The 25,181-nt window shown below is 57.8% G+C and carries 27 protein-coding genes and 1 pseudogene; 19 read left to right on the forward strand and 9 right to left on the reverse strand.

Going from position 1 to position 25,181, the window contains the following annotated elements; translation table 11 throughout:
* Window positions 1–22: 22 nt before the first annotated feature.
* The 11 genes from rimO (at window position 23) to hflX (ending at window position 11,604) form a co-directional block, all read left to right on the forward strand.
* Window positions 23–1,372, forward strand: a complete 1,350-nt coding sequence (gene rimO, locus DWW12_RS02055; protein ID WP_117635244.1) for a 30S ribosomal protein S12 methylthiotransferase RimO — start codon at window positions 23–25, stop codon at window positions 1,370–1,372.
* 99 nt (window positions 1,373–1,471) lie between these two features.
* Complete coding sequence (gene pgsA, locus DWW12_RS02060) at window positions 1,472–2,020, forward strand: CDP-diacylglycerol--glycerol-3-phosphate 3-phosphatidyltransferase (RefSeq protein ID WP_229071689.1); 549 nt, start codon at window positions 1,472–1,474, stop codon at window positions 2,018–2,020.
* A gap of 12 nt (window positions 2,021–2,032) precedes the next feature.
* Complete coding sequence (locus DWW12_RS02065) at window positions 2,033–2,563, forward strand: CinA family protein (RefSeq protein WP_117635243.1); 531 nt, start codon at window positions 2,033–2,035, stop codon at window positions 2,561–2,563.
* 258 nt (window positions 2,564–2,821) lie between these two features.
* Window positions 2,822–3,970, forward strand: coding sequence for a recombinase RecA (gene recA, locus DWW12_RS02070; protein ID WP_099431786.1), 1,149 nt, complete (start codon window positions 2,822–2,824; stop codon window positions 3,968–3,970).
* A gap of 11 nt (window positions 3,971–3,981) precedes the next feature.
* Window positions 3,982–4,674 carry a regulatory protein RecX gene (locus tag DWW12_RS02075; RefSeq protein WP_117635241.1) on the forward strand — a complete coding sequence of 231 codons (693 nt, stop codon included), beginning with the start codon at window positions 3,982–3,984 and terminating at the stop codon, window positions 4,672–4,674.
* A 257-nt stretch (window positions 4,675–4,931) separates the two neighbouring features.
* Window positions 4,932–6,482, forward strand: a complete 1,551-nt coding sequence (gene rny / locus DWW12_RS02080; RefSeq protein ID WP_117854735.1) for a ribonuclease Y — start codon at window positions 4,932–4,934, stop codon at window positions 6,480–6,482.
* Between the two features lies 1 nt (window position 6,483).
* The gene (locus DWW12_RS02085) at window positions 6,484–7,569 is read left to right on the forward strand and encodes an ATP-binding protein (RefSeq protein WP_089573374.1); all 1,086 of its coding nucleotides are present in this window, start codon (window positions 6,484–6,486) and stop codon (window positions 7,567–7,569) included.
* 74 nt (window positions 7,570–7,643) lie between these two features.
* Window positions 7,644–7,961 (forward strand): stage V sporulation protein S, encoded by a 318-nt coding sequence (locus DWW12_RS02090; protein WP_006235982.1) that lies wholly within the window; start codon window positions 7,644–7,646, stop codon window positions 7,959–7,961.
* A 45-nt stretch (window positions 7,962–8,006) separates the two neighbouring features.
* Window positions 8,007–9,377: a tRNA (N6-isopentenyl adenosine(37)-C2)-methylthiotransferase MiaB gene (gene miaB / locus DWW12_RS02095; protein ID WP_117854737.1), complete on the forward strand. Its 1,371-nt coding sequence runs from the start codon at window positions 8,007–8,009 to the stop codon at window positions 9,375–9,377.
* Entirely contained in the window at window positions 9,377–10,315 is a 939-nt protein-coding gene (gene miaA / locus DWW12_RS02100; RefSeq protein WP_117854739.1) for a tRNA (adenosine(37)-N6)-dimethylallyltransferase MiaA, read from the forward strand. Before miaB ends, miaA begins: the two co-directional genes overlap by 1 nt.
* Window positions 10,315–11,604, forward strand: a complete 1,290-nt coding sequence (gene hflX / locus DWW12_RS02105; RefSeq protein WP_117854740.1) for a GTPase HflX — start codon at window positions 10,315–10,317, stop codon at window positions 11,602–11,604. Before miaA ends, hflX begins: the two co-directional genes overlap by 1 nt.
* Here hflX and DWW12_RS02110 read toward each other — a convergent pair.
* Window positions 11,589–12,293, reverse strand: coding sequence for a heparan-alpha-glucosaminide N-acetyltransferase (locus DWW12_RS02110; RefSeq protein WP_117854742.1), 705 nt, complete (start codon window positions 12,291–12,293; stop codon window positions 11,589–11,591). The two genes, hflX and DWW12_RS02110, sit on opposite strands and share 16 nt — an antisense overlap.
* Window positions 12,293–12,937, reverse strand: coding sequence for a transcriptional repressor LexA (gene lexA / locus DWW12_RS02115; protein WP_040359862.1), 645 nt, complete (start codon window positions 12,935–12,937; stop codon window positions 12,293–12,295). Before lexA ends, DWW12_RS02110 begins: the two co-directional genes overlap by 1 nt.
* A gap of 160 nt (window positions 12,938–13,097) precedes the next feature.
* On the opposite strand from lexA, the gene DWW12_RS02120 reads away from it, so the two are divergent.
* The 3 genes from DWW12_RS02120 to dut are packed head-to-tail and all read left to right on the forward strand — an operon-like array spanning window position 13,098 to window position 14,493.
* Window positions 13,098–13,550 carry a LysM peptidoglycan-binding domain-containing protein gene (locus DWW12_RS02120; RefSeq protein ID WP_117637270.1) on the forward strand — a complete coding sequence of 151 codons (453 nt, stop codon included), beginning with the start codon at window positions 13,098–13,100 and terminating at the stop codon, window positions 13,548–13,550.
* Window positions 13,551–13,601: 51 nt separating this feature from the next.
* Window positions 13,602–14,045: a transcriptional regulator NrdR gene (gene nrdR, locus DWW12_RS02125; RefSeq protein ID WP_022093781.1), complete on the forward strand. Its 444-nt coding sequence runs from the start codon at window positions 13,602–13,604 to the stop codon at window positions 14,043–14,045.
* 4 nt (window positions 14,046–14,049) lie between these two features.
* Window positions 14,050–14,493, forward strand: a complete 444-nt coding sequence (gene dut, locus DWW12_RS02130; RefSeq protein ID WP_117854743.1) for a dUTP diphosphatase — start codon at window positions 14,050–14,052, stop codon at window positions 14,491–14,493.
* A gap of 394 nt (window positions 14,494–14,887) precedes the next feature.
* Here dut and DWW12_RS02135 read toward each other — a convergent pair whose 3' ends face one another.
* A complete protein-coding gene (locus DWW12_RS02135; protein WP_233544204.1) occupies window positions 14,888–16,237 on the reverse strand; it encodes a glycosyltransferase in 1,350 nt (449 codons plus the stop codon).
* Window positions 16,238–16,306: 69 nt separating this feature from the next.
* Here DWW12_RS02135 and DWW12_RS02140 point away from each other — a divergent pair, with 69 nt between their 5' ends.
* Together DWW12_RS02140 and DWW12_RS02145 are read left to right on the forward strand one after the other, a co-directional pair.
* Window positions 16,307–17,245 (forward strand): NAD(P)/FAD-dependent oxidoreductase, encoded by a 939-nt coding sequence (locus DWW12_RS02140; RefSeq protein WP_117854745.1) that lies wholly within the window; start codon window positions 16,307–16,309, stop codon window positions 17,243–17,245.
* A gap of 153 nt (window positions 17,246–17,398) precedes the next feature.
* Entirely contained in the window at window positions 17,399–18,010 is a 612-nt protein-coding gene (locus tag DWW12_RS02145; protein ID WP_199570630.1) for a DUF1836 domain-containing protein, read from the forward strand.
* A gap of 73 nt (window positions 18,011–18,083) precedes the next feature.
* Here the strand turns inward: DWW12_RS02145 and DWW12_RS02150 are convergent, their stop codons facing one another.
* From DWW12_RS02150 to DWW12_RS02175, 6 genes are all read right to left on the reverse strand, one after another.
* Window positions 18,084–18,950, reverse strand: a complete 867-nt coding sequence (locus DWW12_RS02150) for a DegV family protein (RefSeq protein WP_117854747.1) — start codon at window positions 18,948–18,950, stop codon at window positions 18,084–18,086.
* 165 nt (window positions 18,951–19,115) lie between these two features.
* Window positions 19,116–20,243 carry an NlpC/P60 family protein gene (locus DWW12_RS02155; protein WP_199570632.1) on the reverse strand — a complete coding sequence of 376 codons (1,128 nt, stop codon included), beginning with the start codon at window positions 20,241–20,243 and terminating at the stop codon, window positions 19,116–19,118.
* A gap of 32 nt (window positions 20,244–20,275) precedes the next feature.
* The gene (locus tag DWW12_RS02160; protein ID WP_117854748.1) at window positions 20,276–20,806 is read right to left on the reverse strand and encodes an adenine phosphoribosyltransferase; all 531 of its coding nucleotides are present in this window, start codon (window positions 20,804–20,806) and stop codon (window positions 20,276–20,278) included.
* A 40-nt stretch (window positions 20,807–20,846) separates the two neighbouring features.
* Window positions 20,847–21,725, reverse strand: coding sequence for a MerR family transcriptional regulator (locus DWW12_RS02165; protein ID WP_117854750.1), 879 nt, complete (start codon window positions 21,723–21,725; stop codon window positions 20,847–20,849).
* 3 nt (window positions 21,726–21,728) lie between these two features.
* A complete protein-coding gene (locus DWW12_RS02170; protein ID WP_187323940.1) occupies window positions 21,729–22,163 on the reverse strand; it encodes an FHA domain-containing protein in 435 nt (144 codons plus the stop codon).
* A gap of 65 nt (window positions 22,164–22,228) precedes the next feature.
* Window positions 22,229–22,933: a CDP-alcohol phosphatidyltransferase family protein gene (locus DWW12_RS02175; RefSeq protein ID WP_117854752.1), complete on the reverse strand. Its 705-nt coding sequence runs from the start codon at window positions 22,931–22,933 to the stop codon at window positions 22,229–22,231.
* A 396-nt stretch (window positions 22,934–23,329) separates the two neighbouring features.
* Here DWW12_RS02175 and DWW12_RS02180 point away from each other — a divergent pair, with 396 nt between their 5' ends.
* The 3 genes and pseudogenes from DWW12_RS02180 to DWW12_RS02190 all read left to right on the forward strand — a co-directional run.
* Window positions 23,330–24,058 (forward strand): lantibiotic protection ABC transporter ATP-binding protein, encoded by a 729-nt coding sequence (locus DWW12_RS02180; RefSeq protein ID WP_117854753.1) that lies wholly within the window; start codon window positions 23,330–23,332, stop codon window positions 24,056–24,058.
* Window positions 24,055–24,825 (forward strand): hypothetical protein, encoded by a 771-nt coding sequence (locus DWW12_RS02185; RefSeq protein WP_117854755.1) that lies wholly within the window; start codon window positions 24,055–24,057, stop codon window positions 24,823–24,825. The genes DWW12_RS02180 and DWW12_RS02185 overlap by 4 nt, the downstream gene beginning before the upstream one ends.
* A gap of 35 nt (window positions 24,826–24,860) precedes the next feature.
* Window positions 24,861–25,181 (forward strand): annotated as a pseudogene (locus DWW12_RS02190) (lantibiotic ABC transporter permease); the annotation flags it as partial.

A 25,181-nucleotide genomic window follows, 5' to 3' on the forward strand; every position in this document is an offset into this window, starting at 1 on the left:
TTCGAAAGGACTGCTCTCCAACATGGATACACCGTTGGGCTCCGTGCTCTACATCACCCTCGGGTGCGCTAAGAACGAGGTTGACACCGACCGCATGCGTTCTCTTTTGACCGCCGCGGGCTACGAGGAGGCATTCGACCCACAGGATGCCGATATCGCCATCGTCAATACATGCTCGTTCCTCGCCTCCGCAACGTCCGAGAGCATCGAGACCACGCTCGAGCTCGCCAACGAGGTTCAGGACGGCGTTCGTTCTTGTCCCATCGTCATGTGCGGCTGTGTGCCGTCGCGCTATGGCGACGACCTGCCCGATGAACTGCCCGAGGTCGCTGCCTTTGTGAAGGCCGACGAGGAGGACGGCATCGTGGCGGTCATCGATGGCGTGCTGGGTGTCGAGCGTGAGATCGCTGCCTATATTCCGCAAGTCAAGCGCACTGTCGAGGGCGCCGTTGCTTACGTCAAGATTTCCGATGGCTGCAACCGCTTCTGCAGCTTCTGCATGATCCCCTATATTCGCGGTCGCTATCATTCGCGCAATGCCGAGAGCATTATCTCCGAGGTGCGCGACCTGGTTGCCGGCGGTGTGCGCGAGATCGTGCTGATCGGCCAGGACACGGGTATTTGGGGCACCGACTTTGCCGACGAAGACGTCACCGATGGCTCGCCGCGCAATCTGGCGCAGCTGCTGCGCGCCGTCGCCGAGGCCGTGCGTCCGCAGAACGTCTGGGTCCGTGTGCTCTACCTGCAGCCCGAGGGCATGACTGACGAGCTCATTGAGACCATTCGTGATACGCCCGAGGTGCTGCCCTATATCGATATCCCCGTGCAGCACTGCGACGCGCGCATCCTCAAGGCTATGCGCCGTTCTGGTTCGCGCCAGGAGCTCGAGGCCCTGTTCCGCGATCTGCGTGAGCGCATCCCCGGCATCGTGATTCGTTCCACGGCCATGGTCGGCTTCCCGACCGAGACCGACGACGAGTTCCGCGACCTTATCGACTTTATGGACACCGTCGGCTTCGACTACACGAGCGTCTTTGCCTACTCGCAGGAGGAGGGCAGCCTGGCCGCCAAGATGGAGGGCCAGGTCGACGAAGAGGTCAAGCTCGAGCGCGCCCAGGAGGCCATGGACCTGGTCGAGTCGCTCGGTTTTGCTGCAACTGCCGCACATGTGGGCGAGCGCGCCCAGGTGATTGTCGACGGTATCGAAGAGACCGAGGACGGCGCCGAGCTGATCGGACATGCCTGGTTCCAGGCGCCTGATTCCGATGGCGCGGTGCATCTGGATGCCAGCGAGGCATCTGTGGGCGATATTCTGACGGTCGAGTTTACCGATAGCTTCTGCTATGAGCTTATCGGCCATGTTGTGGAGTAGGAGAGCGTCGTGGCAAACGAGAGCAATAAGGAACTGACGAGTGTTTGGACGCCCGCCAACATCGTGACGTGCGTTCGCATCGTCTTTATCCCGGTGTTCATGATCGTGTCGGCGCTTTCTCACACGAGTGTTGCCGGTACAGATTGGAGCACCTTCGACGGCCCGCTCGCCGCCGCTGCCTTCATTCTGTACGTCATCCTGTCGTGCACCGATAAGGTTGACGGCTACCTGGCGCGCTCGCGCAACGAGATTACCGACTTCGGTAAATTCTTGGACCCCATCGCCGACAAGCTGCTCGTATTCTCGGCCCTGCTGCTATTCTTGGACTTTGGTGCCGTGTCGGTTTGGTCCGTGTTCATCATCTTGTTCCGCGAGCTGCTGGTAAGCGCCCTGCGCATGGTTGCGAGTGCCGCCGGCGTTGTCGTTGCGGCCGATAAGCTCGGCAAGTACAAGACGGCGACCACGATGGTCTCCATCTGCGGTTACCTGTGCGTCTTTGCGATGGCCGGCTTGCACCTTGGCCCGCTGGCGCTGACGCTCGGCATCTACTCGGTGTCGCGTTTCCTGTACGCCGTTGCCGTTGTCCTGACCGTTATCTCGGGCGCCCAGTACTTCTGGAACTGCCGCAAGATCGTCTTTTCGGTCTAGGTCCTAGTGGGTATGACGGACTCTTTTGAGCAGATTTCCGCACATAACGAGGAGCTGGCGCGCGATATTGTCGAGCGCGCGAGCGCTCGGGGCGTGACGGTTTCGACGGCTGAGTCGCTGACAGCAGGTATGATCGCCTCGACGATTGCCGATATCCCGGGCGCCTCGGCGGTGCTGCGTGGCGGTGCGGTGACCTACTGCGATGAGATCAAGCATCGCGTTTTGGGTGTTGATCAGGAGACGCTCGACCGCTATACCGCGGTGTCGCATCAGACCGCGCGCGAGATGGCGGCGGGTTCGCTGGAGCTATACCAGAGCGATATTGCAGTGAGCGCAACGGGTTATGCCGGCCCCGGTGGCGGCACTGAGGACGATCCGGCTGGCACTTTCTATATTGGCTGGGCGTATCGCGCGGCTGATGGGGAAGTGCCGGTCGCGGACTCTGTGCGCTGCCACTATGAGGGCGACCGTTCGTGTGTTCGTGCCCATGCGGTCGCGGAGGCATTGGGACGCATTGCCCTTGTGCTCAACTCTATGGAATAGACGTGTTTTCAGGGGCCTTAGGGCCCCCTTAATTGTGGAGATAGAGACCCCTGACGAATTTAGCGTTTGCGCTGGTTATAGGTGTATTCTTGCCTTCCTTGTTCTTATTCGGCCCTTTGTGGTCAAGCATTTGGTCAGTGTTTGGTCGGCGTTTGGTTGGGTTTTGGAAAGACTGCCTGCATATGATTGGCCTGAACGGTTGACCACGAACAGCCGTTCGTTTATTATCGATGCAGGTTGTTAAGAGGAGGGCTATTCATGGCCAAGAATTCAGGTCCCGTACGTACCGTTCATGCACCCACGACGGGTAAAGAGCGCGAAGAGATGATCGCCACCACCAAGGCCGAGATCGAGAAGAAGTTCGGTCAAGGCTCCATCATGAGGTATGGTGACGGCGGCCCCGAGCTTGAGGTTGAGGCCATCCCCACGGGCGCTCTGGCACTCGATGCCGCTCTGGGTATCGGCGGTGTGCCGCGCGGCCGTATCGTCGAGATTTACGGTCCTGAGTCCTCCGGTAAGACGACGCTTTCGCTCGAGATCCTGGCCGAAGCCCAGGCAATGGGTGGCGTGGTGGCATTTATCGATGCCGAGCACGCGCTCGATCCCACGTATGCCGCGCGCATTGGCGTGGATATCGACGAGGTACTGATTTCCCAGCCTGATACGGGTGAGCAGGCGCTCGAGATTGTTGACATGCTCGTGCGTTCCGGCGCCATCGATGCCATCGTCGTCGACTCCGTCGCCGCGCTGACCCCGCGTGCCGAGATCGAGGGAGAGATCGGCGATACCACGGTCGGTTTGCAAGCTCGTCTGATGAGTCAGGCGCTCCGCAAGCTCGCCGGCTCGCTGTCCAAGTCCAACACGACATGCATCTTCATTAACCAGCTGCGAGAGAAGATCGGCGTTATGTTCGGCAACCCCGAGACTACGACGGGCGGCCGCGCCCTTAAGTTCTTCTCTTCGGTGCGTATCGACATTCGCCGCATCGACAGCATTAAGCTTAAGGATGAGGTTATCGGTAACCGCGTGCGCGCCAAGGTCGTTAAGAACAAGGTGGCAGCTCCGTTCCGTTCTGCTGAGTTCGACATCATGTACGGTACGGGCATCTCTAAGGAGGGCTCGATTCTGGACATGGCTGTCGAGTGCGGCATTTGCAAGAAGATGGGCTCCTGGTTTGCCTATGGCGAGGACAAGCTCGGCAACGGTCGCGAGGCCGCCAAGGCGTTCCTGCGCGAACACCCCGATTGCGCCGACGAGATTGAGCATAAGGTCCGCCTTGCCTGCGGGCTTGAGTTTGATGACGATGCTCCGTCCGAGGTCGAACTGACCGATCAGCCTGCGCCTGAGGAGTTTGACGAGCTTTACGCCATCGATGGTTCCGCCATGCTCGATGATGACGACGAGTAGCGGTTACGCTCATGTCGTATACGGTAACCGAGGCCACGGTCGTCTTTCCCGATAAGAAGGCGGCCTCCTCGTTCTCGAGCGGGTATGCGTCCAAAAAGCCTTGCGCACATATCGATTGTGAGCTTGAGGGCGGTTTTGAGCGGTCCATTTGGATTCCCGTGCGGGTCGCGCGCCTGTATGTCAAAAATCGCCCCGATCTTCCCTGTGATTGGGATAACTTTTGTGAAGCGGTGCAGCTCATCGAGCGTAAATGTGCACTTACCATGGTGACCGAGATGCTATCGCGACGCGACCATGCGACGGGTGAGGTCCGTGACAAGTTGGCACGCTACGGCTTTCACCAGTCCGCGATCGATTTCGCCGTCGAGCGCGCCACCGAGTATCGCTTTTTAGACGAGAACCGCTTTTGCTCGTACTTTATCGAGGAACGCAAGCGGCGCGGTTGGGGACAGCGTAAAATCGAGACCGAGCTCAAGCGCCGTCATGTCGTGCTCGATGACATTCCCGGTTATCCCGAGGATTATTTTGCCGTCGAAGACGATTTGGCGCGTGCGTCAGCCCTGCTCGCCAAGCGGCGTGTTCCAGAGACGCGCGGATTCGAAAAACTGGTTCGGTTTTTGATGGGCAAGGGCTTCTCGTATCACATCGCCGCCGATGCCGTTAAGGCACGTCTCGATGCCGAACGTGAGGAATGTGCGGTTTAGGCGTATGCGTTTTGTGGCCCTGCCGTTCACCGCGTTTTAGCCGCCGTGTTGGGGGCATTTATTTGACAGTTGTTGTGGTTCAACGTACGATAAACAGCGTCATTTGCTTTGTGATATGTGCTCATCTGTGATGAGTTTGTTTATATGTTTATCTGTATCCGACCCGCATAAGCTGCGCCCATATTACTCAAATGTCGCGAGCCGTTCGTAAGGACGGTTCGCTTTGTTGTGTAACGAATCCATAAAAAGGAGTGAGCATGCCTATCATCGCAGCGCTCGTTGGCATCGTTTTGGGTGCCATCGCCGCCATTGCCTACATGCGCACCGCCAAGCAGGGTAGTCTTCACGAGGCCGACGAAAAAATCCAGTCGGCACACGCACAGGCTGAGTCCCTGATCGGTGATGCTAAGCGTCAGGCCGAGACCCTCAAAAAAGAGGCTCTACTCGAGGCTAAAGAGGAGATCATCAAGAACAAGCAGGCCGCCGAGGCCGAGGACAAGCAGCGTAAGAACGAGATTCGTACGCTCGAGAACCGCGTGATGCAGCGCGAGGAATCCCTCGATCGCCGCAACGACGCTCTCGACAAGCGCGAGCATCAGCTGTCCAGCCAGGCCGGTCAGGTCGAGAAGCGCTCCCGTGAGCTCGAGGAGCTCTGCGCAAAGCAGACCTCCGAGCTCGAGCGTATCGCCGATCTTACCCGCGAGGACGCCCACAAGGAGCTCCTCGATAAGGTTCGCGGCGAGGTCACCCACGAGGCCGCCACGATCATTCGCGAGTCCGAGCAGCAGGTTCGCGCCGAGTGCCACAAGACCGCCCAGGAGATTCTGTCTCTGGCGATTCAGCGCTGCGCTGCCGACTACACTGCCGAGGTCACCGTTACCTCCGTGCACATTCCCTCTGATGACCTCAAGGGCCGTATCATCGGTCGCGAGGGTCGCAACATCCGGACCTTCGAGCAGGTTTCCGGCGTCAACCTCGTGATCGATGACACGCCCGAGACAGTCGTTCTTTCGAGCTTCGACCCGGTCCGTCGTGAGACCGCCCGTGTCGCCCTCGAGAACCTCATCGCCGACGGCCGCATTCACCCTGCCCGTATCGAGGAGATGTATCACAAGGCCGCCGACCTGGTTCAGCAGCGCGTGCGCGAGGCTGGCGAGCAGGCTGCCTTCGATACCGGCATCCACGATCTGCACCCCGAGATCGTCAAGACCCTTGGTGCCCTGCGCTACCGTACCTCGTTTGGTCAGAACGTGCTTCAGCATTCCCTCGAGGTCTCTGATCTGTGCGGCGTGATGGCTTCCGAGCTTGGCCTGGACGTTGTGACCGCCAAGCGCGCCGGCCTGCTTCATGACCTGGGCAAGGCAATCGACCACGACGTCGAGGGCCCGCATGCCGTCATCGGCGCCGAACTTGCCCGCCGTTATGGCGAGAAGCCCGTTATCGTCCACGCTATTGAGGCTCACCATGCCGATGTCGACCCCAACACGGTACTCGATGTCCTGGTGCAGGCCGCTGATGCTGTCTCTGCCTCTCGCCCCGGTGCCCGTCGCGAGTCTGCCGAGAACTACATCAAGCGTCTTGAGAAGCTCGAGGAGATCGCCAACTCCCATGACGGCGTCGAACGTACCTATGCCATGCAGGCCGGTCGCGAGGTCCACGTCATGGTCCAGCCGGACAAGATTTCCGATGCCCAGTCCACGGTTCTGGCTCACGATATCGCCCATCAGATCGAGGAAGAGATGGAGTATCCCGGTCAGGTGCGCGTCGTCGTGATTCGCGAGAGCCGCGCTGTCGATATCGCTAAATAACATGAGCGACGCGAACGAGCTCATCTCATTTATCGCGTCGATGTCGGGGGAGGGTAACCTTCGTGTCGAGGAGAACCTTGGCGAGGGGTATGTCCGCCTCCGCGTTTCGGAGGCCGAGCGGCGCCAGGCTAAGCACGACATCCAGCATGTCGAGGACATCGTCATCGAAATGCTCCGTAATGCTCGCGATGCCGGCGCCGACAAGGTCTATCTCGCCACGACCAAGGAAGATGGCGTCCGCACGCTTGTCTTTCTGGATAACGGTTCTGGCGTTCCGCAGGATATGCAAGAGCGAATCTTTGATGCCCGCGTTACCTCCAAGCTCGAGAGCATGAAGATGGACCGTTGGGGCGTTCACGGTCGTGGCATGGCATTGTTTTCGATTAAGCAGAACACCGACGAGGCCCGTATGGTCACGTCCGGCGTCGATCTTGGTTCAGCCTTCAAGGTAAGCGTTGCGGCCGACCGCCTCAGTGAGCGTGCCGATCAGTCCAGCTGGCCCCAGGCCGTCAAGGATGAGGACGGACGTTATGTCTGCGCTCGCGGTCCACATAATATTATTCGCGCTGCTTGTGAGTTTGCGCTCGAGGAGTTGCGTGGTTGCGATGTCTATCTCGGTTCTCCGTCTGAGATTGCCGCGACCCTTTATGCTCAAGCGTCAAGTCGGCTCGATACGTCTCGTCTCCTGTTCATTGATGACGAGAGCGAGCTTCCGGTTGTCGATCGTTTAGGCCTTGCTTCTGATGCCGAGGACTTTATCCGTATTTGTTCGGGTTTGGGTCTTGAGATGTCCGAGCGCACGGCCCATCGCATTTTGGCAGGGCAGATTAAGCCCGTTCGCGGTGTGACCGCGCGTCTGCTGCGCGAGCGTGATTCGTCCTCGCATGCGCCGGCTCCTGTCGATCTCGCGAAGGATCGTCGCGGGCTACGTATTGCCAAGGATGACATGGCACAGTTTTCGCGTGCTGTGGAGCGCGACTTTAATGACCTTGCCGCCCGGTACTATCTCAACCTTTGCGGCGACCCAAAGATCCGTGTTTCGCGTGATCGAATCACCGTGACCTTTGATCTTGCCAAAGAGGAATAGTGCCTTTACCGAGTCCACTCGGTACGATACAGTTATTGCAGTTAAAACGTACTTTTAAATGCAGGAGTTTCTTCATGGATTGCCTGAAGGTATCAAGCAAATCATCGCCAGCGTCCGTTGCCGGCGCCATCGCCGGCATGGTCAAGGATGGTGTACCCGTCAACATCCAGTGTGTCGGCGCCGGTGCCGTCAACCAGGCCATTAAGGCCGTTGCTATCGCGCGCGGTTTTTTGATTCCAACCGGTTTTGATATTTCCTGCGCGCCCGTGTTCTCCGACATCCTCATTAACGGGGAGTCGCGCACGGCCATCCGCCTTTCTATCTACGTTCACCAGATCAATCGAGCTGCTATGGATAACGTCGTCATGGATGATGTTAAGCCTGTGGCATAGCTTCTGCTTGCCTTGTTTCGCTCCCCATCGTTAGGACTTATGCACATGGACCAGCGTTCCGTACGCGATATTCTTGCCAGTAAAACCTACTTTATCCGCACCTTTGGCTGCCAGATGAATCAGCACGACTCCGAGCGTGTGAGCGGTTTGCTTGATTCGTATGGCTGCCTCATGGCGCTCGATCCCGCGCATGCCGATATCGTTGTCTTCATGACTTGCTGCGTGCGCGAGGCCGCCGATACTCGCCTGTACGGTCAGTGCAATTCCTGCAAAAGCCTGCCGCCTTCGCCTTCGGGCAAGCGCGTGGTTGCCGTTGGCGGTTGCATCGCGCAGCGCGATGGCGAGGGCCTGCTCACCAACGTCGATAACGTCAATGTCATCTTTGGCACGCATTCCATTGCACATGTGGCCGAGCTCATTGCCGAGGCGTTCCTTGATGGTAAGCGTCATATCCGCACCAATGAGCATGAGGATACGGATGCCATGAGCATGCCGTGGCATCGCGAGACTCAGTATCACGCCTGGGTGCCCATCATGACGGGCTGCAATAATTTCTGCACCTATTGCATCGTGCCGTACGTGCGCGGTCGCGAAAAGAGCCGCCCCTTCGAGGAGATTGTCGACGAGGTGACCGGTTTGGTGCGCCAGGGCGTGCGTGAGATTACGCTGCTGGGCCAAAACGTTAACTCATATGGTCGCGATCTGTTTGGCAAGCCGCGTTTTGCCGATCTGCTGCGTGCCGTGGGTGATACGGGCGTGGAGCGCATCTTCTTTACGTCTTCGCATCCTAAGGACCTGCTGCCCGAGACCATCGACGCCATGGCCGAGACACCTGCCGTAATGCCGCAACTGCACCTGGCCGTCCAGTCAGGTTCGACGCGGATCCTCAAAGAGATGAATCGCCGTTATACACGCGAGGACTATCTGGGCCTGGTTGATCGCATTCGCAACCGCATGCCCGATATCGCGCTCTCGACCGACATTATCGTTGGCTTCCCGGGCGAGACTGAAGAAGACTTTGAGCAGACGCTCTCGCTTGCCGAGACGGTCCGCTACGCTCAGGCCTATACCTTCATCTATTCCAAGCGTGCCGGTACCCCGGCCGCCGAGATTGACGATCCTACGCCGCATGAGGTTATTCTCGAGCGTTTCAACCGCCTGGTTAAGGTTATCGAGACCACGGCACACGAGTATAACCAGGGTGAGCTTCATACTGTGGTTCCCGCGCTCATTGAGGGAACGAGTAAAAAGAACGATGCGGTCCTGCTGGGCAAGAGTCCCAAGAATCAGACCGTGCATGCGCCTATCCCCGAGGGTTACAGCATCGATCAGCTTGTTGGCAAGATCGTTGATGTCGACGTTGACGTTGCCAAGACCTGGTATTTGTCCGGTTCCGTTGTGGGCGAGCCGCGCTAATGGTTTCTCCCGGGGCAGGTCTTTCCGCCGTTGCGATCGTCGGTCCGACGGCGGTTGGTAAGAGTGATGTTGCCGACCGTTTGGCAGCTCGTCTTTCGTCCGAAGTGCTGTCGTGCGATGCGATGCAAATCTATCGCGGCATGGACATCGGTACCGCAAAGATGGCGCCCGATGAGTGCACGGTGCCGCTGCGTCTCGTCGACATTGTAGAGCCGGGTGTGGCATATTCTGCTGCGCTTTATCAGGCCGACGCTCGCGCGCATGTTGAACGTCTCCTTGGTTCGGGTTGCCTGCCGGTTTTTTGCGGAGGTACGGGGCTGTATCTCAAGGCCGCCCTCGATGAGATGGACTTTCCCTCGGGTGAACTTGAGGACGATCGTCGTGCGGGCTATCAGGAGCTTGCCGAGCGTATTGGCGAGGAAGAACTGCATGCCTTGCTTGCCGAGCGCGATCCAGAATCGGCTGCTGTTATTCATCCCCATAACGTGCGCCGTGTGATTCGCGCGCTCGAAATGCACGATGATGGCGTTTCCTATGCGCAGCAAAAATCGCAGTTTAGTTTTCCGCGCGAGCATTATCATGCGTTATGGTTTGGCCTGACGCGAAATCGCGAGGTGCTCTATGAACGCATTAACCTGCGCGTCGATCTGATGTTTGAGCAGGGTCTTGTCGATGAGGTCCGCGGTCTTATGGGCCAGGGGCTGGGTGATGCCCTGACGTCGATGCAGGCAATTGGCTATAAAGAGATCATCGATGCTTTCAATGGCGTGATGAGCATGGATGAGGCTCGCGAACTCATTAAGATGCGTTCGCGTCGTTATGCCAAGCGTCAGCTTTCGTGGTTTAAGCGCGATGACCGTATCGTGTGGTTTGATATGGATGAATGTACGATCGATGAGGTCGTTGAGGATATCCTGCATCGTATTGAGGCTGCCTAATGCCCCGTTTCCCCCTTGTTCCCACGGCACCCGAGCCCGAGCGTGCCATTTTAGTTGGTGTTGAGTGGCGCGACAATGCATGGCCGCTCGATCGCTCGCTTGATGAGCTGGAGCGTCTTGCCCACACAGCTGGTGCCCAGTGCGTGGCACGCTTGTCGCAGCGTTTGGTAAAGCCGTATCCTAAATCGTTTATCGGTTCCGGTAAGGTAGAGGAGCTGTGCGGCCTGGTGCATCGCATGGATGCCGATGTCGTTATTTTTGACGACGACCTGACCCCCTCGCAGCAATCCTATTTGGAGAAAGCCGTGGGCGAGCCGGTAAAGATTATCGATCGTACTGCACTGATCCTGGATATCTTTGGCCTGCATGCTCAGACGCGTGAGGGACGCCTGCAGGTACAGCTGGCACAGCTTCAATATTTGTTGCCTCGCCTGCGTGGCATGTGGAGCCATCTCGCCAAGGAGCAGACGCGCGGCGGCATCGGTTCACGTTTTGGTCAGGGCGAAAGTCAGCTCGAGGTCGACCGTCGCCTCATTCGTAATAAGATCGCTGCGCTTCGTCGTGAGCTCAAGCAGGTTGAACAGCGTCGCGATGTTCAATCCAAGAGTCGCATTGAGTCCCCGGCGTTTCGCGTCGCGTTAGCCGGTTATACCAATGCCGGTAAATCGACGTTACTCAATCGTCTGACCGGCTCTACGGTACTTTCGCAGGACAAGCTGTTTGCTACGCTCGACCCTACGACGCGTTCGTATCGTCTGCCCGGCGGTCGCGGCATGACGATTACCGATACCGTCGGCTTTATTCAAAAGCTGCCCCATGGTCTGGTCGATGCCTTTAAATCGACGCTGTCCGAGGTTTTGGGTGCCGATCTAATTCTCAAAGTCGTAGATGCGTCTGACGAGGACTATGAGCGGCAGCTGGAGGCTGTCGACCGCGTGCTTGATGAGATCGGCGCCGGAGAGCGTTTAACGCTTACCGTATTCAATAAAATCGATCTTCTCGATAGCGTCGATCGATTGAGTTTCCGTCGTCGCTATCCGGAGGCCGTTCTGTTCTCGGCTCAAACGGGCGAAGGGCTCGACGATCTCGTCGACCGGATTGCTCGCGAGGCAGCTGCCACCGATGTGTTGCTCTCCGCTGAAATCCCGTATCGTGAGGGCGCTCTCATCACGCTGGTGCATGAGCAGGGAACCCTTCTGCATGAGGAATATCTCGAGGACGGCGTTCGCATTGTGGCGAAGTTGCCGGCTCGTATTGCACCGCGGCTCGAGCGTTATCGCACCGAGTAGACGAGCTCCAAAATGCCCAGAATGATGGGCTGATGCAGCAGATAAAAGGGGAGAGCGTGACGTCCAAGGCTGGCGAGCGCCGGCAGGGGGTTGGCGTAGGCCCAGCTAGGGACGGTCTTATCGATACTCTGCGCTATGTGTGCGGCGAAGTATCCTGCAAGATACATAAAGATAAACGGGATGATGGGGTAGTAATCACCTGAGACAAACCCAGGGCTCGGAAATCCCAGCCACGCCAGGTAGGGGACAGGATAGATCGTTTTGGGGATGCTCCAGGTGAGGGCGAACAACACAAGGCATAGGGGCATGCCCCATCTCGCCGTTATCTTCTTAAGGACGGGATCGGTCAACGCCACGATGCCGGTGCATGCGGCCATGCAGTAGATGATGCCAAAATTAACCGAATCGTCGACTGAGACAAGTGTTGTTGCCAACCAGACAACGAGTGCTGCTAAGGCGTATTTGGCGGCACGTTTGATATTGTTGCGCGAAAGAGTGCACATCCAACCCGCGATAAACAAAAATACCCAGCTGATGCTGGCGCGCCAGACGTCTTGAAAGACAGTCTGGGTAAACCAAGGCATATCCCAGCCGTACAGGTAGGCAAGATCATAGCAAGCGTGAAAACCTGCCATAGAAATCATCGTAAACCCGCGGACGGTATCAAAGATGGTGATGCGTTTTTGCATTACGAGAACCGGCGCATCAAGCCGACGACTTTGCCCAGGATAACGGGATTCGTTGCATAGATAGGCTCCATAGTGTCGTTCTCGGGCTGCAAGCGCACACGTCCCTGCTCCTTGTAGAACGTCTTGACGGTCGCCGAACCATCAATCATGGCCACGACAATTTCGCCGTTCATGGCACTCTTTTGTTCACGGACGATGATGTAATCGCCATTGAAGATGCCGACATTGATCATTGAGCTCCCATGCACCTCAAGGATAAAGGAACCCTGATCAGTGGCGATTTCGGTCGGGATAGTAAACGTGTCTTCGATATTCTGCTCGGCCAGAATGGGGATCCCAGCCGCGACGCGACCAACGAGCGGTAGCGAGACCGTTCCGCGAGGTGCGGTGGGCTCGTCAGATTTAGAAATTGAGACAGAGGAACCGTCCTCGTTAAAGAGTTCCAGGGCACGCGGCTTGGTGGCATCGCGCTTGAGCAGCCCGCGCGCCTCCAGGGCAGAGAGATGGGCGTGCACGGTGCTTGGGGAGGAAAGGCCCACGGCAGAAGCCATCTCGCGCACGCTGGGCGGATAACCCTTCTCCTGCTGATATTCCTTGATGAAGTCGTAAATTTGCTGCTGACGCTTGGTAATTTTGCGAGCCATCAGGGCATCCTCTCTACCCATGTCAAACAAATGTTCGAATTTTGCTTGACAGGAACAACTGTTCGAAGATAATAATAACCGAACATTCGTTCTCGCGCTAGACATTTTTGTCCGCGCGGCTTGATAAAACTGTTCTCAGCAAAACACGCGAGAGGAGAACATGATGAACGCAACGAATATGGTCCAGGGAAACCTCGCCCTTAAGCTCGAGACGCCTGCAGAACCCACTTTTACGGTTGTTCAGGGTGGCCGCTCCGGCATTCAACCTTTGACCGTAAAGCCTGCTCGCAATCAGCAGGCTGTAGTCGCGCCGGCCCGCGTTGCCCTGAAGGTTCCGACGATTGTCGCCGTCGCCGTTGCGCTTACGCTCTTCTTTGTCCTCGCTACTTCGGTCTTTAGCGCTCGTCACGCCGCGTATGCCGAGTCCGTTTCCAACATTACTTACGAGACCATTCGCGTTCAGACTGGCGATTCTCTTTGGTCGCTTGCCGAGGAATATCCAATCGAAGGCCTTTCCACGCAAGAGACTTCCGACATGATCCGTAACGTCAATCATCTGGAGCATGGTTCGCTCGCCGCCGGTGCGCATCTTAAGGTTCCTGCTCGTTCGTAATCATTATCGCGCTGCGCATGGTACCCTTGTTATCGTTTAAGAGGAGGTACCATGCGCTGTCCCAAATGCGGCAAGGCACATACCCGCGTCGTTGATTCCCGTATGCAGGAGTCAAATAACACCATTAAGCGCCGTCGCGAATGTTGCTCGTGTAACTACCGCTTTACAACGTTCGAGCGATGCGAAGACCCAATCGAGGTCATTAAGTCAGACGGAACCAAGCAGCGGTTTGATCGCAATAAGCTGCTCGTCGGCTTGATGCGAGCCACCATCAAGCGCGATATCGACACTAAGAAGCTCAATGAGATTATCGACGACATCGAGGTCGAGTTGCGCTCTCGCACGCTGACGGCCGTCACGTCCCATGAGTTGGGTGACATGGTGCTCAAGCGCTTGGCCAAGATTGACAAGGTGGCGTACATCCGCTTTGCCTCGGTCTACCGCGATTTCAAAGACGTCGATGAGTTTCTGCAAGAGCTCGACAAGCTAAGGTGATTCCATGTCCAACATTACCGTCAACATAAAGCGCCTCGATCCCACCGTCGAGCTTCCCAAATACGCCCATCCCACTGATGCCGGCTTGGATTTGCGCTCCAACGAGGACTGCGTCCTGAAGCCCTTCGAACGCCGTCTGGTCTCTACGGGGCTGGCCATCGCCCTGCCCGACGGCTACGCCGGCTTCGTCCAGCCCCGCAGCGGCTTGGCCATCAAGCAGGGCCTGTCTATAGTCAACACGCCGGGCCTCATTGACGCCCACTACCGAGGAGAACTCAAGGTTATCCTTATCAACCTGGATCCCACCAACGACATCCAAATCAACAAAGGCGACCGCATCGCCCAGCTCGTCATCCAAGAAGTCCCCACGGTCAACCTCGTAGAAGTAGACGAACTAGACGAAACCGACCGAGGCAAAGGAGGCTTCGGCTCCAGCGGCGTCGCCTAGGGGCGCTCGTATCCCTCCCGCCCGCCTCTCACACATATCATTCCATGCTCAAACATTCTCGCTTCGCTTCGCTCGCTGCGAAACTGCGCGTGGAACGATATGTGTGAGAGGCAGGCGGGCGGTTACTCGCTTGAAAGCAATAATCAATCTTTTTGATATGCCGCTGCGACAAAGGAACAGTCCCTTTGTCGCACCGGCTAACTGCATTTGGTTACTTTGGTTTGCCTTTGCAGCTTCTAATAGGGGGATCCGGCGCAGCTGGTGGTGCGTAAACGCAGCTGACCGGCCCGACCCGCCTATATATCGTCCCACGCGCAGTTTCGCAGCGCAGCGAGAATGTTTGAGCATGGGATGATATATAGGCGGGTCGGGCCGGTCAGCGGACAGTAAATCACTACCTGATATGCGCGGGTTTTCCGCCCCAGTAGAAGCGGCAGAAGGCTCGTTTGCGCTTTTGGGGTTTGCCTACGAGCTCCATGGTTGCGATGGCTATGTCTTCGGCTGCGTGGGGGCGGCGTAGTACTTCGCCGTTGATGAGCAGTGCCTTGAGCGACTCAGGATGATCGTGGAGATGGCGCAACGTCACGATGAGCTCTCGTGCGGTGGTGACATGCATGCTGGCGCCCATGCCGGTGAGCATGGTGGTGTTGGCCTTTTCCTGGCCATAGGACTTGCCCAGCAGGATCATCGGCAGGTGTGCGCACAGGCATTCGGTGACGGTGAGTCCGCCCGATTTGAGAATTGCCAGGTCGCAGCCGTGCATAAGCGCTGCCATATCATCGACATAGTCCAGAACCGTGACGTTTTCGAGCTTCATGGCGTCGAAGAGCGTTTTGAGGCGGGTGGCATATTCGGTGTCTTTGCCCGGCAAAAAGACAAAGTGCATGTCTTCGAAGCTGCGTAGGAAGGGGAGGGTGCGGTCCATCTCCGCGCGAAAGCGAACGTACGGTTGAGGCAAGCTGGCACCGGCCATTACCAGCACGACGGTCTTCTCGGTGGGGAGGTTGAACTTAGCTAGCTCTTCCTCGCGATCGTAATCCGTGTCGAATCCGGCGCGAATAGGAATGCCGGTAATGCGAATCTTTGTCTCGAGCACCTTGCGCGGACGCAGCGTTTCGGCCATAAATTCGTTGGCAACACAGAATAAATCGGTGTCCTTGTGGGGCCACCATCCCTCGACTTCGTAGTCGGTCGGTACGCAGATGACCGGATAATCGATACCCGTAATTACGCGGGCGCCCACGGCAACATTGGCTGCTGTGATGTGCGTTGCAACCACGGCTATGGGCCTGCGGCTACGAATATATTCGTTGAAGGCGGGGAACATAATTCGCGACCATGCCGTGCCGCCACCCCAGAGAAGATGCCCCGTAAGCGTATATCGCCAGGTCAGGTCGTAAATGGGGCGTGTGGCTCCCGTAAAAGAAGCCGCGGTCTTATTGCCGTCGAATTTAATACGTCCAAAATCAAGGATATCGAGCACTTCAATTTCAATATCCTCAGGGATTCCCTTGGTGCCGCGGATAAGGTCAAATGCTTGTGCAATCGCGTTGGCGGCGGCTTTGTGGCCCGATCCAACTGATGCGTGCACAATGGTTACCAGGGGTTTTTGTGCAGGTAAAACGGTCATTTGCTCCGGTTGGGGAGTGGCTTGCATGGGCAGGGGAGCGCTATTGCTCGTCTGCGTTTGATCCATCGATAACTCCCCTTCAGCTTTGTTACGCGATTTATCATTGTAGTGCATGAGTGTCATGTTCACGTAAATTTGGGTATGAGCGCAAAGAACGACAACGTTTCGACGAGAGGATTCTTCATGACTACCGATCAGCCGATTGATGTTGCGATTATCGGTGGAGGCCCCGCGGGCTATGCTGCCGCCATTTACGCTGCGCGTGCCAACCTGACGACGACCGTGATTGAGCAGGGCATGTCGGGTGGACAGATCGCCACGACCAATGAGGTCGAGAACTATCCGGGCATTCCGCTCTTGAGTGGCGCCGAACTCGGCGAGCGTTTTCAGCAACATGCAGAGGGGCTGGGAGCGCAGGTTACATGGAGCGTGGTTACGGGTATCGATTACGATGCCGATGCAGCGCTGTTTACGGTGCATCACGATATGGGCGATACGCTTGCCTCGAGCGTTATCGCTTGCATGGGTGCCACGCCGCGTCCGGCAGGTTTCGCTGGCGAGGATACCTATCGCGGTCGTGGCGTTTCATATTGCGCAACATGTGACGGCATGTTCTTCCGCGGCAAACAGGTCTTTGTAATCGGTGGTGGCAATTCGGCATGCGAAGAGGCACTGTTCCTGTCAGACATTGCCAGCAGTGTGACCATCGTGCTGCGCCGCGACCAGTTCCGTGCGCCTGATGGTGTTGTTCAGAAAGTACTCAAAAAGGACAATATTACAGTTAGGTACCAAACTAGTATTGTTGAGCTTTCTGGTGAAGCGATGCCCACGACAATTACGTTCAAGGACAATGCAAGCGGTAAGACGCATGCTGAGACCTTTGAGCCTGGCTCGTTTGGCATCTTTGTCTTTACCGGGACGCAACCCCATACCGAGCTTGTTGAGCATCTTGTCGATCTGGCGCCTGATGGCGGCATTTTGACTGATGAATCCATGGCGACCCGCACGCCAGGTCTATTTGCTGCTGGCGATATCCGTTCCAAGCGCTTACGTCAGGTTGTGACCGCCGTTTCTGACGGAGCCATAGCAGCAACGAGCGCATACGCGTTTCTCCGCGGATAAGTACGATAATATTTCTTATGTAAGGTTGTTATCAATTTACTAAATGGCGGGACGATGCATCAGTGCACTGTCCCGCCAATTTTCTTAGCGGCTATGTGGTATGCAAAACTAGATAACCTAGAATACAATATAGAAAACGAACGGAGGCCTCTTATGAACCACGCTAAATACGTTATTCCGATGTCCGATTCGTCGGTCAGCATTAAGCCCGAGGATATTCAGCCCACGGTGCTGCCCGATGCATTCATTCAGTCCGATATCGTGCGTAAACTTAATACGTTGAGTCTGCCGCGCTATAACCAGTTGCCCAATGTGACGCTCTACCGCGACCAGGTGATTGAGTATGTTGCGCTGTGGATGGAGCCGCTGTCCATTTGCGTTGAGCACCCTGTCATTACGCCATCGATGATCAATAACTACGTGAAGGTCGGCCTGGTGCCTGCTCCGGTCAAAAAGCAATATGGCCGCGAGCAGATTGCCCGCCTGATCGCTATCTGCCTCTTTAAGCAGGTGCTACCTATTGCTGCGGTGCAGGCACTCTTTAACATTCAGCGTTTGAGCTACGATGCCCCGACGGCCTTCGATTATGTGGTCGATCAGCTCGAGGCATCGATTCGTTCGGCGTTTTCCGTCGAGCAGACGCCGGTTCCCGATATGGCGCATCAGATAACGCGTGAGTCGCTGCTTGTGCGCAGCGCGGTTTCATCCTTTGTTTCGAAGGCTTACTTGATGAGCTATCTCAAGTTCAACGGGTTTAATAGCTAGCCGAAGTATAAAACGGGCGGGACAAAGAGCCATCTGTCGCTTTGTCCCGCCCGTATTTTTGCTTGGTTGGACGTTATTTGCCCGAAGCTACGGCCATGCCGTAGCCGATGATGAGGCCGTGCATCTCGGCGTAATAGGAATCCAGGCCGTTGCAGGGCATGATGATGGTCTTGGAGCCGGGCCAATGCTCGACTATGCGGTCAGTAAGCGCCTGGGCTCCAGCTTCATTCTCAACGTGATCGATGATGACCTCACCGCCCGTAAAGCCCTCAGCTTCCATGGTGTCGATGATCTTGTTGAGCATCTTCTTTTCGCCACGCGTGTGACCGACGAGTTCGATTTTACCGGCCTCACTCGCCGTGCCCAAAATGCGGATATTGAGCTTGTTGGCAATGACGCCGGCTGCCTTAGGGATACGTCCGGCTTTGGCGAGGTTCTCGTAATTACACAGGCTAAAGAGGATCTTGCTGTTTTGCTCGAGGCTATCGAAGTATGCGCAAGCGTCCTCGAATGAGACATCCGGATTGCTTGCAAGATAGCGGTCGAACAGCAAGAAAATGAGGTCCATTTTGCCGCCAGCTGCGCGCGAATTGACTAGATGAATCTGCCGGTCGGGCTCCTCGGCAAGAACCATATCGCGAGCCGTGGCTGCCGCGTTGTAGCTGCCCGACACGCCCTCAGAGATCGGCATGCAGATGGTCTTGTCTGCCAATTTGAAGAGCTCGGCCCACTCCCCTACGCTGGGACAAGCGCTCGAAGAAGCGTTCGTCTCCGCCTGAACAGCGCAGTTGAGCTCATGTACATCGAGCGAAAGGTCATCGACGAATTCACGCTCCCCCACTCGAATTTTGAGGGGCGCAAATGCAAATGTGGTATGGGGCGCGGTCGGTTGCCAATCGCGGAGGTTACAGCTTGAATCGGAGATAAGTGCCCAGCTCATAGAGGGTCCTTTCTAATTGTTCCTCAACAATTATAGCCATCTTGCAAACCGAATGTACGGCTATCTAGTTTTGAATACTAGATAGCCGTACAAGATTAGAGACAAAAGAATAGACCTCGCGACTTTAAGCCACGAGGTCCACATTCACACGCTGTGTAAGATGACTTAGTAGCGCACGAAGATATAGTTGTTGTTCATGCCGGCGGCAACGGAGCTGATGATAACACCTGTGTTGTAGTCGGAAGCATGAATCATCTGACCACCACCGATGTAAATGCCGGTGTGGTACGAGTTGACCACAACGTCACCGGGCTGCGGATCGGACACACGCGTCCAGCCCATAAAGGTACCCGTGGTGCCCAGGCGGCAATAGCGACCAGTGAGGCAATAGCTAACAAAACCAGAGCAGTCGAAGCTGTTCGGGCCAATTCCGCCCCAGGAATAAGCGCAACCAAGCTTGCTGTATGCACGCGAGACAACAGAACCGCCATCGACGGACTGGCTCGGAGCAGAAGGCGTCGGAGCCGGAGCAGGCGTGGAGGGCTGCGGCGTCGGAGCTGGTGCCGGCGTAGGAGCCGGAGTGTTACCGCCCTGGTTGTTGTTATTGCTGGTCTGGCCACCGTTGTTGGTGTTCTCGGTCGTACCGGCAGTCTCGTTGCTCACCGTGGCCTTCTCGGCGGTGCTGGCGTTGATGCCGGCCTGCAGCGCGGCATTGGCCTCGGCCTCGGCGGCAAGCTCGGCCTGCAGCTGCGAATCCAAGGAATTTACGACGTTCTGGGCTTCAGCCTGCTGAGCATTAAGCTCGTCGACCTTCTTTTGCGTGGCGGCGACGTTCTTCTCCTGCTCGGCCTGCTTATCGGTGAGCTGCTGCTTAAGCTCCTTGACCTCTTGAATGGTCTGAGCCTGCTTATTGGAAACTTTGCCGTAGTAGAACAGACGGTTGAGCATATCGCTCAGATCATCGACACCCGTCAAAACCTGAAGCAGGCTCAGACCGCCGGTTTTGTACTCGCCGGCGACATAGGTCGAGAGCTTGGCCTGACCGTCAGCGATCTCCTGCTGCTTTTGCGTGATCTCGCCAGCAGTCTGATCGAGCGCCTGCGTCTGCGTGGCGAGCTCATCGTAAATCTGCTGGGTTTGGGTACCGATCTGCTCGAGCTTCGTTCGAGCAGCGGCAAGGTCGGATGCGGTATCGGCGTAGGCAGGAGCCGCGAGGCCCAAGCCCAAAACACAAGCGAGGGTTGCCGTAGCAGCGCAGCGTGCCATGTTTTTGTGCGTGTTTGCTGTGCGCATGTAGCTTCCTTTCCAGTAACTAAGGGTAACGGCTAGTCCACCGTCACCAGGCTAAAGAGCTCCACATCGCCTTCAGACGGCGTGAGCTTCTCGCGCGGGTTGAGAAACGCAAGCTCAAGGATACAACCGTAACCGACAAGCTTTGCGCCCATATCTCGCACCAGTTTACCTGTTGCCTCGACGGTTCCGCCCGTCGCGACCAAGTCATCCAGAATCAACACGGTATCTTTAGAGCTGATAGCGTCGGCATGGATCTCAATGGAATCCGTTCCGTATTCGAGCTCATAGCTTTGGCTCACGGTCTCGCGCGGCAGCTTGCCCGGTTTACGTGCGGGAACAAAGCCGGCGCCAAGGGCTACAGCCACCGGTACGCCAACCATAAAGCCTCGAGCCTCTGGGCCCACGACCTTGGTGATTCCCATGCCGGCAAAGTGCTCGGCGAGGGCATCGGTCATGGCTTTGAGCGCCTCGGGATTGCCAAAGAGCGGCGTGATGTCTTTGAAGATGACTCCGGGCTCGGGATAGTCGGGGATGTCGACGATTTGAGATTCGAAGTCGTACATTGCATGACCTTTCAATGGGTTGCCGGATAAGCGGCAGCTGTTATTTGCCCGCGGTGGCGGTGCCGGATTGCGAAGGGGCGACGACCTTGAGCGGCTTTACGAGAGAATCCTCGTGCGAAGCCGGTGCGGCAGTTTCTTCGTTTTTGGCCTTGGTGGATTCGGAGCGAGCGATTTCCTCATCGAGTGCATCGATGTCGGCGTCCTCGACCACGGCGTTGAGCGACTCAAAAACGCGGTTCTTGAGCAGCGCAGTGTGCACACCCTCCGTCAGGTCGTGAAGCTTCTTAAACGCACGCTCGAGCTTGGCGTCGCGTTCGTCATCGGAGGTATCCATGCCGAGCATGCTCACAAGCACCTGCTCAAACATCGAAGACTCGCGGTTTGCCGACGATACGTACTGGCGCAGGTTGCGCGGCTCAATGTGGAAGCGCGACAGCTCCGAGCAGTAACGGATGATCGGGAAATCTCGGCCATCGACGAGCTCACGGTTCTGCGGACTCTTGATGATGCGGATAAGATCGTTCTCGGCAAGGGAGCGGATAAACGAGATCTCAACACCGAGCATATCGGGGATCGTCTCGATGGGGTGCAGCTTTTGCTTGGTCTCCTTGGGCTCCGTCTTAAGCGGGACATCGGACAGAAGACCCACCTCGTAAGCCAAAGTGGACAGGTCCGTTGCGTTTTCCAAGCGCTGCTTAATCACGTTGAGCGGCATGTAGCGGGTCTTCTGCAGGTGCAGGATGACCTCGAGACGGTCAACGTCTTCCTTGGAGTACTGGCGATACCCCTTAGGCGTTCGATGAGGGGCGATGAGCCCCTCATCTTCTAGAAATCTAATTTTTGAGTTCGATAGATCGGGGTATGCGCCTCGAAGTAGGTTGACGACTTGGCCGATACTCAGATAGTTGCGTTCGGCCATTACCTACTCACCGGTTTCGATGCGCTCCGGCGTGCTCTCGTGGTAGATGAGCGTGAACGTACCGATCTGAACGGAAGAGCCGTCATGCAGCGGAGCACCGTTGACGATGGCGCCGTCGACCCAGGTGCCGTTGAGCGAGCCCAGATCCTCAATACGGGCGCCCAGGCCCTCACGAATAATGCGTGCGTGGCTGCGCGAGACAGTCATGTCGTTGAGGAAGATGCCGTTCGCGGGATCGCGGCCGATAGTGGTCACGTCGTCCTCGAGTTCAAAGGCAGCTCCGGTCTGCGGACCCTTGACGATGGACAGAACCGGAGCGGTGATGCGCACGTTGGCCATAAGGTCGGGAACGGTGACATCGCTCGAAGGAACACGGAAAACGCAGGTAGCGTCCGCAGTCTTATCGTTCTGAGGCATATTGTTATCCTTGTTGTCCATGACAACCCCTATCTAACGCGGACGTGCCGCAAAAAATGTACCGTACGTAATCATACCCCAACGACCTAGTCTTCGATTTCGGGGTTCAGAAAGTCGATGTCCTCATCCTCGGGATGCGCGATGGCCTGTTTAATGGCCATCCCTCCCTTAATGGTATAGATGACAGCGGTGAGCATGGAGAAGATGACGCCGCCGTAGACAAAAAAGATGCCGAGGGGCACCGAGCTGCCATTGAGGCCCGGGAACGCCGTGAACGTGGCGGGTAGCAGATGCCAGCCGTCCACGATGGGGAACCCAAGCAACATGAGCGAGAAGCCGGTCATGAGCAGTGCCGTGGCAATCTTGCCGGGAAAGACGACGTCGATGGGGCGCCGGTGGTAGTGCCGCACGGTGAGCGTGCCGATGCCCAGGTAGATATCGCGACCGATAATGAGCACGCAGACCCAGATGGGCAGCTCGCCGCGGACGACCAGGCCCAGCACGCCGGTAAACAACAGCGCACGGTCGCAGATGGGATCCATAACCTTGCCGAGCCACGAGACCGTTTTGGTCATGCGGGCAATCTGACCGTCCATCCAGTCGGTGGAAGCCGCGATGGCATAGATGACAATGGCGACGACACGGTTGTTGTCCGTCACAAACAGGTACAGAAAGACCAGCGTGAGCACGAGGCGCGTAAAGGTGATGAAATTGGAGATCGTGAAGATCTTATTCGACGGGTAATCGGAGGTGCCGATAAGCTCCTTTTTGATCTTCTTCTTGATGCCCACAGGACTCCCCCGCTGGTAAACGACAAAACTTTCGATACTATACCCGTTCTGGCGATGTCTATCCAGCGTAAGCATAGAGAGTCCAGACATATGGAGGATGCTACTGGGTTGTGCGGGATTCTGCATTTGTGTACATCAGCCTCCAAATATGACATTTTTCGGCATCTTTGATGGCTTATGTACACGTTTTGATTCGGTGATTACATCGGTCGGGAAAGTAGTTGCCTTAAGCAAATTAATCATGATGTGCGGGTCGAGAAGGGCTAGCGCCAAAAGAGCCCAACGGCCGTTACGGCTTCGTTAGAAACGCGCCCCACCATGGATGGTGAACCCGAAAGGTAAGGCGCGCGGGCACGGTGGCTCGGCCCGCGCGCCCGGAAGAGAAAGGATAAACCCATGGGTTACATGCTCGAGACGCGCGGGCTCACCAAGCGCTTCGGCCGCGGCGACCAGGCGCAGGACGCCGTGGCCGACGTGAGCCTTCATATCCGCGAGGGCGAGGTTTACGGGCTGCTCGGCCCCAACGGCGCCGGCAAGTCGACAACGCTCAAGATGATCTGCGGGATGCTGCGACCGACGGCCGGGGAGATCCTCTTTGCCGGGCACGCCTGGCGCCGCGAGGACCTCTACGCAATCGGCAGCCTCATCGAGGAGGCGCCGCTCTACCCCAACCTCACCGCGCGCGAGAACCTGCGCGTGCGCACCACGCTGCTGGGCCTTCCCGAGAGCCGCGTAGATGAGGTGCTCGCCGCCGTGGGCCTCGCGGACACCGGGAAGAAGCGCGCCGGGCGCTTCTCGATGGGCATGCGGCAGCGCCTGGGGCTCGCGCTGGCGCTGATCGCCCGGCCACGCCTGCTCGTGCTCGACGAGCCCACCAATGGCCTCGACCCCATCGGCATCGAGGAGCTGCGTGACCAGATCCGTGGCTTCGCAGCGGCGGGCACGACGGTGCTCGTCTCGAGCCACATCCTCTCCGAGGTGCAGCAGATGGCGGACACCATCGGCATCATCTACCGGGGGCGCCTCGCCTACGAGGATGTGCTTCGGCCAGGGCAGGACCTCGAGGAACTCTTCATGAGCGTCTGCCGGGAGGGGCGACGAGCGCGCGGGGAGGTGGCGGCATGACGGGCGAGAAAGGCGGCCTGCTCGCGGGCCTGCGCGCCGAGGCCCTGAAGTCGCGCCACGCGGCACCGGTTCGCCTGGCCGTACTCATGGCGCTGCCGATGCCGCTGCTCGGCGCGATGCCCTACCGGGGCGTGCAGACCTTCAGCGCGTGGAACTACTGGTACGTGCTCTTCCTGCCCGTGGCTCTCTCGCTCGTGGTGGCGTGCGTCGCGCGGGCGGACGCGCGCACGCGGATGCGGGGGCTTCTGGGCCTGGGCTTCCCGCTCGGGCGCGCCTGGTGGGCCAAGGCGCTCTGGTGCCTCGCGCTCTGCACGCTCTCGAACCTCGTGGTCTTCGGCATCTACCTCGCGGGATCGGCATTCTCCTCGCAGGGCCTCACGGCTGCGGGCACGCTCACGATGCTCCTCTGCGCGCTCGCCAACACGGTGACCGCTGCGTGGATGATCCCCGCAGGGCTCTTTCTCACGGCGCGGCTCGGCATGCTCGCGGGCATCTTCTGCCCGCTCGTCGTGCAGCTCGTGGGTGGATTCGCCTGGTCGTTGGTGCCGTTGCCGCAGCTCTTTCCGCCGTCCGCGAGCATGGTCATCCCCACGAGCTTCATACCCGTGCTGCCGAGCGGCGAGCCACTCGCGGCGGACATGGCGCTCGGCGGGGCGCTCACGGCGGACAGCATGCTCACACTGGCGGGCCTTGCGGTCTGCGCGCTCGCGTTCGCCGCGCTCACGGCGGCGGGCGCGGCCTGGTTCGCGCGCTCCGAGGAGAGGTGATGGCCGTGACACGACTCTCCGACCCGACGCCGCGCATGACTCTCCCGCGGGCCCTGCTCTCCGAGGCCCTGCGCCTGGCGCGCTCCCCGCTCACAGTGGTGCACCTCGTCTGCGGCCTGGCGGCCGGTCTTGCCTGCGGCGAGTACTTCTCCGTAACCCGATGGGACCCGGCGCTGGGCGCGGACGCCTACGCCCAGTTCCTCGGCGCCCTCATGCCGCTTATGTCCGCCATCGTCTGCGGGCTCGCCGTGGACGAGGAGCGCGCTGCCGGGCGCCTCGCCAACCTCACGGCGGTCCCCTCGCGCGGGCGCGCCGCCGCGGCGAAGCTGCTCGCCCTTGCGGCGCTCGGCGCGGGC

The organism is Collinsella sp. AF14-35, from assembly GCF_003464565.1.
In the GTDB taxonomy this organism is placed as follows: Bacteria; Actinomycetota; Coriobacteriia; order Coriobacteriales; family Coriobacteriaceae; genus Collinsella.

Excerpts from the sequence above, each read along its gene's own strand:
- DWW12_RS02155 (WP_199570632.1), bottom strand. The coding sequence starts at position 20,243 with ATGCGCACAGCAAACACGCACAAAAACATGGCACGCTGCGCTGCTACG.
- DWW12_RS02120 (WP_117637270.1), top strand. The coding sequence starts at position 13,098 with ATGATGAACGCAACGAATATGGTCCAGGGAAACCTCGCCCTTAAGCTC.
- DWW12_RS02085 (WP_089573374.1), top strand. The coding sequence starts at position 6,484 with ATGAGCGACGCGAACGAGCTCATCTCATTTATCGCGTCGATGTCGGGG.
- DWW12_RS02145 (WP_199570630.1), top strand. The coding sequence starts at position 17,399 with ATGAACCACGCTAAATACGTTATTCCGATGTCCGATTCGTCGGTCAGC.
- DWW12_RS02135 (WP_233544204.1), bottom strand. The coding sequence starts at position 16,237 with ATGCACTACAATGATAAATCGCGTAACAAAGCTGAAGGGGAGTTATCG.
- hflX (WP_117854740.1), top strand. The coding sequence starts at position 10,315 with ATGCCCCGTTTCCCCCTTGTTCCCACGGCACCCGAGCCCGAGCGTGCC.
- lexA (WP_040359862.1), bottom strand. The coding sequence starts at position 12,937 with ATGGCTCGCAAAATTACCAAGCGTCAGCAGCAAATTTACGACTTCATC.
- DWW12_RS02170 (WP_187323940.1), bottom strand. The coding sequence starts at position 22,163 with ATGGACAACAAGGATAACAATATGCCTCAGAACGATAAGACTGCGGAC.
- DWW12_RS02185 (WP_117854755.1), top strand. The coding sequence starts at position 24,055 with ATGACGGGCGAGAAAGGCGGCCTGCTCGCGGGCCTGCGCGCCGAGGCC.
- DWW12_RS02165 (WP_117854750.1), bottom strand. The coding sequence starts at position 21,725 with ATGGCCGAACGCAACTATCTGAGTATCGGCCAAGTCGTCAACCTACTT.
- DWW12_RS02065 (WP_117635243.1), top strand. The coding sequence starts at position 2,033 with ATGACGGACTCTTTTGAGCAGATTTCCGCACATAACGAGGAGCTGGCG.
- DWW12_RS02150 (WP_117854747.1), bottom strand. The coding sequence starts at position 18,950 with ATGAGCTGGGCACTTATCTCCGATTCAAGCTGTAACCTCCGCGATTGG.
- miaB (WP_117854737.1), top strand. The coding sequence starts at position 8,007 with ATGGACCAGCGTTCCGTACGCGATATTCTTGCCAGTAAAACCTACTTT.
- pgsA (WP_229071689.1), top strand. The coding sequence starts at position 1,472 with ATGATCGTGTCGGCGCTTTCTCACACGAGTGTTGCCGGTACAGATTGG.
- recA (WP_099431786.1), top strand. The coding sequence starts at position 2,822 with ATGGCCAAGAATTCAGGTCCCGTACGTACCGTTCATGCACCCACGACG.
- rimO (WP_117635244.1), top strand. The coding sequence starts at position 23 with ATGGATACACCGTTGGGCTCCGTGCTCTACATCACCCTCGGGTGCGCT.
- rny (WP_117854735.1), top strand. The coding sequence starts at position 4,932 with ATGCCTATCATCGCAGCGCTCGTTGGCATCGTTTTGGGTGCCATCGCC.
- DWW12_RS02160 (WP_117854748.1), bottom strand. The coding sequence starts at position 20,806 with ATGTACGACTTCGAATCTCAAATCGTCGACATCCCCGACTATCCCGAG.
- DWW12_RS02140 (WP_117854745.1), top strand. The coding sequence starts at position 16,307 with ATGACTACCGATCAGCCGATTGATGTTGCGATTATCGGTGGAGGCCCC.
- dut (WP_117854743.1), top strand. The coding sequence starts at position 14,050 with ATGTCCAACATTACCGTCAACATAAAGCGCCTCGATCCCACCGTCGAG.
- DWW12_RS02075 (WP_117635241.1), top strand. The coding sequence starts at position 3,982 with ATGTCGTATACGGTAACCGAGGCCACGGTCGTCTTTCCCGATAAGAAG.
- DWW12_RS02180 (WP_117854753.1), top strand. The coding sequence starts at position 23,330 with ATGGGTTACATGCTCGAGACGCGCGGGCTCACCAAGCGCTTCGGCCGC.
- nrdR (WP_022093781.1), top strand. The coding sequence starts at position 13,602 with ATGCGCTGTCCCAAATGCGGCAAGGCACATACCCGCGTCGTTGATTCC.
- DWW12_RS02110 (WP_117854742.1), bottom strand. The coding sequence starts at position 12,293 with ATGCAAAAACGCATCACCATCTTTGATACCGTCCGCGGGTTTACGATG.
- DWW12_RS02090 (WP_006235982.1), top strand. The coding sequence starts at position 7,644 with ATGGATTGCCTGAAGGTATCAAGCAAATCATCGCCAGCGTCCGTTGCC.
- miaA (WP_117854739.1), top strand. The coding sequence starts at position 9,377 with ATGGTTTCTCCCGGGGCAGGTCTTTCCGCCGTTGCGATCGTCGGTCCG.